Annotated in this window: 2 protein-coding genes; one reads left to right on the top strand and one right to left on the bottom strand. The window is 55.9% G+C overall.

Annotation, left to right across the window (positions count from 1 at the left end):
* Positions 1-176: 176 nt before the first annotated feature.
* On the bottom strand, positions 177-1,685 hold the full coding sequence (gene putP, locus FDW88_RS01555; protein ID WP_096757603.1) for a sodium/proline symporter PutP: 1,509 nt from the start codon (positions 1,683-1,685) through the stop codon (positions 177-179).
* 422 nt (positions 1,686-2,107) lie between these two features.
* On the opposite strand from putP, the gene putA reads away from it, so the two are divergent.
* Entirely contained in the window at positions 2,108-6,070 is a 3,963-nt protein-coding gene (putA, locus tag FDW88_RS01550; RefSeq protein WP_137361885.1) for a trifunctional transcriptional regulator/proline dehydrogenase/L-glutamate gamma-semialdehyde dehydrogenase, read from the top strand.
* The last annotated feature ends 67 nt before the right edge of the window (positions 6,071-6,137 follow it).

Here is a 6,137-nt window from a genome sequence, read left to right as displayed (position 1 = left end):
TTACACGTTCACAGGAATCTGTGCCTCAGGAAAAACGATGAGCATGAGGTGAATGGAACCTTTCTCTGAGATAGTATGTTCATTGCCTCCGCCAGCACATCTTGATGCCTTCTGAAACTAGTCGTTAACTGAACGGCATTGCCCGCACGCGGCGGGCTGTAGAAGCAGTCAGCAGATTACTCAACCTGTAAACGTGACGGCGGTGCAGAATGATAATGCGCATCAGCTTCAGCAAAGCGTTTTTGCATTGCGGCTGAAGGTGCTTTACCCAGCAAGCTGAACACCACGATACCAATACTGCCGAACACAAAGCCCGGGATGATTTCATACAGGCCCAGCCAGGCGAACTGTTTCCAGACGATAACCGTGACCGCACCAATGATCATCCCCGCCAGCGCACCGTTACGGGTCATACGCGACCACAGTACGGAGAACAGCACTACCGGTCCGAATGCCGCACCAAAGCCAGCCCAGGCGTAGCTCACCAGACCGAGAACGCGGTTTTCCGGGTTAGCCGCCAGAGCAATAGAGATCAGCGCGACTACCAGTACCATGACGCGACCAATCCACACCAGTTCTTTCTGGCTGGCATTTTTACGCAGGAACGCTTTGTACAAATCTTCCGTAATGGCACTGGAACACACCAGCAGCTGGCAGCTCAGCGTCGACATCACCGCCGCAAGGATAGCCGACAGCAGAATACCGGCAATCCACGGGTTGAACAGGATTTGCGCCAGTTCAATAAACACCCGCTCAGCGTTCTGGTTCACTGCACCGGCCAGTGCCGGATTGTTATTGAAGTAGGCGATACCGAAGAAACCAACGGCCACCGCGCCCGCCAGACACAGGATCATCCATGCCATGCTGATGCGACGTGCATGCACGATGCTATGGTGAGAATCTGCCGCCATAAAGCGCGCCAGGATGTGCGGCTGACCGAAGTAACCCAGCCCCCAGCCCATCAGGGAAATAATGGCGACAAAGTTCAGGCCTTTGAGCATGTCCACGTTCTCAATGCTCTTTTGTTTGATCACTTCCAGCGAGTCTTCAAAGCCGCCGACGCCAATAATCACCATCACCGGCGTCAGGATCAGAGCAAAAATCATCAGGCTGGCCTGCACGGTATCGGTCCAGCTGACGGCCAGGAAACCACCAATAAAGGTATAGATAATCGTCGCTGCCGCACCCGCCCACAGCGCTGTTTCATAACTCATGCCGAAGGTGCTTTCGAACAGACGCGCCCCTGCAACAATCCCTGAAGCACAATAGATGGTGAAAAACAGCAGAATAACCAGCGCGGAAATAATACGCAGCACGCGGCTTTTATCTTCAAAACGACCGGTAAAGTAATCCGGTAGCGTCAGAGCATTATTATTGAACTCGGTGTGTACGCGTAAACGTCCAGCCACCAGCTTCCAGTTAATCCATGCGCCTAATGTCAGGCCGATGGCGATCCAGCTTTCTGAAATCCCCGACAAGAAAATCGCCCCCGGCAGCCCCATCAGCAGCCAGCCGCTCATGTCGGATGCCCCGGCGGAAAGCGCGGTGACAAACGGCCCCAGGCTGCGTCCACCCAGAATGTAATCATCAAAGTTTTTGGTTGAACGCCATGCAATAAACCCTATCAACAACATGCCAAAAATATAGACACAGAATGTCACTAACATCGGTGTGCTAATAGCCATCAAAACTCTCCAAAATTATGTATCGACAATGCCGTGGCTTGCCGTTTTATTACCCTGCCGGAACGTGGCAAAGATATCTATGTTGACCTGGGCGACCGTATCCTGCCGGAAGCAAGGATCATTCACAATCGATTTAACACACCATTTACATCAATTTTGATCTCGAGTAGATAGCATTTTTCTGGAGGTTGCACTCTCTCACACTTTTCGCGGTTGCACCTTTAAAAAGTGTTAACTGCCGCAGAGAAAAAGCGCTCGTATTTTTTACAGACATCCCAACAAACACCACATTTATTAACATTTCATTCATTTTCAAGCTTGCAAACCAAGTCACATTTAACACGGTTGCACAAAGTTGCAACATGGTGGATATTTCTCAGTAACTATCAGTCCCGTATTTCAGCACAACAGGAGTAAACGGCATGGGAACCACCACGATGGGGGTTAAGCTGGACGACGCCACACGCGAGCGTATTAAAACAGCCGCAACACGAATCGATCGCACGCCGCACTGGCTGATCAAACAAGCCATCTTTAATTATCTCGAAAGACTGGAAAATGACGATGCCCTGCCTGAGCTGCCTGCCCTACTGGTGGGTGCAGCCAATGAAGGTGATGACGCCTCGGCATACCAGAATGAAACTCACCAGCCTTTCCTCGAGTTTGCCGAGCAGATCCTGCCGCAGTCCGTTTCCCGGGCGGCGATCACCGCCGCGTATCGTCGTGCAGAAACCGACGCCGTACCGATGCTGATGGAACAGGCGCGCCTGCCGCAACCGATCGCTGAACAGGCTCATAAGCTGGCATATCAGTTAGCCGACAAACTACGTAACCAGAAAACCGCCAGCGGTCGCGCCGGCATGGTACAGGGACTCTTGCAAGAGTTCTCGCTATCCTCTCAGGAAGGTGTTGCGCTGATGTGCCTGGCGGAAGCCCTGCTGCGTATTCCCGACAAAGCCACGCGCGATGCGCTGATCCGCGACAAAATCAGCAACGGTAACTGGCAGTCACACATTGGACGCAGCCCGTCGTTATTCGTCAACGCGGCAACCTGGGGACTGCTGTTTACCGGACGCCTGGTCTCCACACATAACGAAGCCAGCCTCTCGCGCTCGTTGAACCGCATCATCGGTAAGAGCGGCGAGCCGCTGGTCCGCAAAGGCGTCGATATGGCGATGCGCTTGATGGGGGAGCAGTTCGTCACCGGGGAAACCATCGCCGAAGCACTGGCTAACGCACGGAAGCTGGAAGACAAAGGTTTCCGCTACTCCTACGACATGTTGGGAGAAGCCGCACTGACCGCCGCTGACGCGCAGGCCTATATGGTGTCTTACCAGCAGGCTATCCACGCGATTGGTAAAGCGTCTAATGGACGCGGCATTTATGAAGGGCCGGGGATTTCGATCAAGCTGTCGGCGCTGCACCCACGCTACAGCCGTGCGCAGTACGATCGCGTAATGGACGAGCTTTATCCACGCCTGAAGTCGCTCACCCTGCTGGCGCGTCAGTACGACATTGGCATCAATATTGACGCCGAAGAAGCAGACCGCCTGGAAATCTCCCTCGATCTGCTGGAAAAACTGTGCTTCGAACCTGAGCTGGCGGGTTGGAACGGGATTGGTTTTGTCATCCAGGCCTACCAGAAACGCTGTCCGTACGTGATTGATTATCTGATTGATCTGGCCACGCGCAGCCGCCGTCGCCTGATGATCCGCCTGGTAAAAGGCGCATACTGGGACAGCGAAATTAAACGCGCCCAGATGGACGGTCTGGAAGGGTATCCAGTGTATACCCGTAAGGTCTACACCGACGTTTCCTATCTGGCCTGCGCCAAAAAACTGCTTGCCGTGCCGAATCTGATCTACCCGCAATTTGCCACCCATAACGCCCATACGCTGGCGGCCATTTATCAGTTAGCGGGTCAGAACTATTATCCCGGACAGTACGAGTTCCAGTGCCTGCACGGCATGGGTGAACCCCTGTACGAGCAGGTTACCGGCAAAGTTGCCGATGGCAAACTGAACCGCCCATGCCGTATTTACGCACCGGTAGGGACCCATGAAACGCTGTTGGCGTACCTGGTGCGTCGGCTGCTGGAAAACGGCGCGAATACCTCGTTCGTTAACCGTATTGCCGACACCACTCTGCCGCTGGATGAACTGGTCGCCGACCCGGTCGAAGCCGTAGAAAAACTGGCGCAGCAGGAAGGCCTGGCGGGTCTACCGCATCCGAAGATTGCGCTGCCACGCGACCTGTACGGCAAGGGACGCGAAAACTCAGGCGGACTGGATCTGGCGAACGAACATCGCCTGGCCTCGCTGTCCTCTGCCCTGCTCAACAGCGCACTGCAAAAATGGCACGCGAAACCGATGCTGGAGCATCCGGTGGCTGACGGACAAATGACGCCGGTAATTAACCCAGCGGAGCCGAAAGATATTGTGGGCTACGTGCGTGAAGCCTCCCCGAATGAAGTGGAGCAAGCGTTACAAAGCGCGGTAAATAATGCGCCGATCTGGTTCGCAACGCCGCCGCAGGAGCGCGCCGCTATTCTGCATCGCGCCGCCGTTCTGATGGAAGGCCAGATGCAGCAACTGATTGGCATTCTGGTTCGCGAAGCAGGTAAAACCTTTAGCAACGCCATTGCCGAAGTGCGTGAAGCAGTCGACTTCCTGCATTATTACGCCGGGCAAGTCCGCGATGATTTTGATAACGAAACCCATCGTCCGCTCGGCCCGGTGGTCTGTATCAGCCCGTGGAACTTCCCGCTGGCCATCTTCAGCGGGCAAATTGCCGCTGCGCTGGCTGCAGGCAATAGCGTGCTGGCAAAACCGGCAGAACAGACACCGCTGATTGCCGCCCAGGGGATCGCCATTTTACTGGAAGCTGGCGTGCCGCCAGGCGTGGTACAACTGTTGCCCGGCCAGGGTGAAACCGTCGGGGCACAGCTGACGTCCGATGAGCGCGTACGCGGCGTGATGTTCACCGGTTCAACGGAAGTCGCCACGCTGTTACAACGTAATATTGCTCGCCGTCTTGACGCGCAAGGCCGTCCGATCCCGCTGATCGCCGAAACCGGTGGAATGAACGCGATGATCGTCGACTCCTCGGCGCTGACGGAGCAAGTGGTCGTTGATGTGCTGGCCTCCGCCTTTGACAGCGCCGGACAGCGCTGCTCGGCACTGCGCGTCCTGTGCCTGCAGGATGACATCGCCGAGCACACACTGAAAATGCTGCGCGGCGCGATGGCCGAATGCCGGATGGGCAATCCGGGCCGCCTGACCACTGACATTGGGCCGGTTATTGATGATGAGGCCAAAACCAATATTGAGCGCCACATTCAGGCCATGCGCGCCAAGGGACGTCCGGTATTCCAGGCTGCACGTGAAAACAGCGAGGATGCGCGGGAATGGCAAACCGGTACCTTTATTGCGCCGACGCTGATTGAGCTGGAGAGCTTCGACGAACTGCAAAAAGAGGTGTTTGGTCCGGTGCTGCACGTCGTACGCTACACCCGCAGCAATCTGGGCAATCTGATTGAGCAAATCAATGCTTCCGGCTACGGCCTGACGCTGGGTGTGCATACCCGTATTGATGAAACCATCGCTCAGGTCACCGGCTCCGCACACGTGGGTAACCTGTACGTCAACCGTAATATGGTTGGCGCGGTGGTCGGCGTGCAGCCCTTCGGCGGCGAAGGCTTGTCAGGCACCGGACCGAAAGCCGGCGGTCCGCTGTATCTGTACCGTCTGCTGGCTAACCGTCCGGAAAATGCGCTAAGCATCACCCTGGCGCGCCAGGATGCCGATTACCCTGTCGATGCACAGCTCAAGGCGGCGCTGATCCAGCCGCTGGACGCCCTCACCGAATGGGCAGCCGATCGCCCGGCGTTGCAGACCCTGTGCCAACAGTTTGCTGAACTGGCGCAGGCCGGAACCCAGCGTTTGTTGCCTGGCCCTACCGGCGAGCGCAACACCTGGACGCTGTTACCTCGCGATCGCGTTCTGTGTATTGCCGATAACGAACAGGACGCACTGGTTCAGGTCGCCGCCGTGGCTTCCGCGGGCAGTCTCATCCTGTGGCCGGATGATGCTTTCCACCGCGATCTGGCAAAACGTCTGCCTGCCGCTCTTTCCGGGCGCATCCAGTTTGCCAAAGCGGATAATCTGACCGTACAACCGTTCGATGCCGTTATCTTCCACGGTGATTCCGATCAACTGCGCGCGTTATGCGAAGCGGTTGCCGCACGGGATGGCGCAATTGTCTCGGTACAAGGCTTTGCCCGTGGTGAGAGCAATATCCTGCTGGAGCGGCTGTATATTGAACGCTCATTGAGCGTCAACACCGCTGCTGCTGGCGGTAACGCCAGCCTGATGACAATCGGCTAAGGGTATGGTTAATTAAGGCTCCGGTAACGGCAATACCATTCAGTTAAGCATGTAGGGTGAACATGTG

The organism is Citrobacter sp. wls829 (assembly GCF_005280825.1).
GTDB classification, from domain to species: domain Bacteria; phylum Pseudomonadota; class Gammaproteobacteria; order Enterobacterales; family Enterobacteriaceae; genus Citrobacter; species Citrobacter gillenii.
This window is presented reverse-complemented; position numbering and strand designations above follow the sequence as displayed.